Annotated in this window: 1 protein-coding gene; it reads right to left on the reverse strand. The window is 70.2% G+C overall.

Annotation, left to right across the window (positions count from 1 at the left end; all coding sequences use genetic code 11):
- A partial coding sequence (locus EBH09_RS36770) for a ricin-type beta-trefoil lectin domain protein (RefSeq protein ID WP_193776770.1) occupies positions 1-363 on the reverse strand: 363 nt, incomplete at both ends.

The following is a 363-nucleotide window of genomic DNA, read 5'->3' on the forward strand; positions in this document are numbered from 1 at the left end:
GGTCCACTTCTGGTTCTGGCCGGTGTGGCAGGTCCACAGGTGAACGGGCGTCCCGTCGTTCCAGGTGCCGCCCGACGCGTCCAGACACTTGGCCGACTGCGGATTGCGAACCGTGCCGTCCGGCTGGGCCGCCCACTTCTGCGCACCCGTGCCGTTGCACGTCCAGAGCTGGATCCGCGTACCGTCCGCGCTGCCGCCACCGGACACGTCCAGGCACTTGCCCAGCGCCTTCAGCGTCCCGTCACCGCCGACGGTCCAGTCCTGTGCCGCACTCCCGTTGCACGTCCACACCTGCACCCCCGTACCGTCGGCCGTGCCCGAGTTGTCCACGTCCAGGCACTTGCCGTCGACCCCGGTGACCGG

Origin of the sequence: Streptomyces sp. E2N166 (assembly GCF_003671715.1) — a bacterium.
GTDB lineage: Bacteria > Actinomycetota > Actinomycetes > Streptomycetales > Streptomycetaceae > Streptomyces > Streptomyces thinghirensis.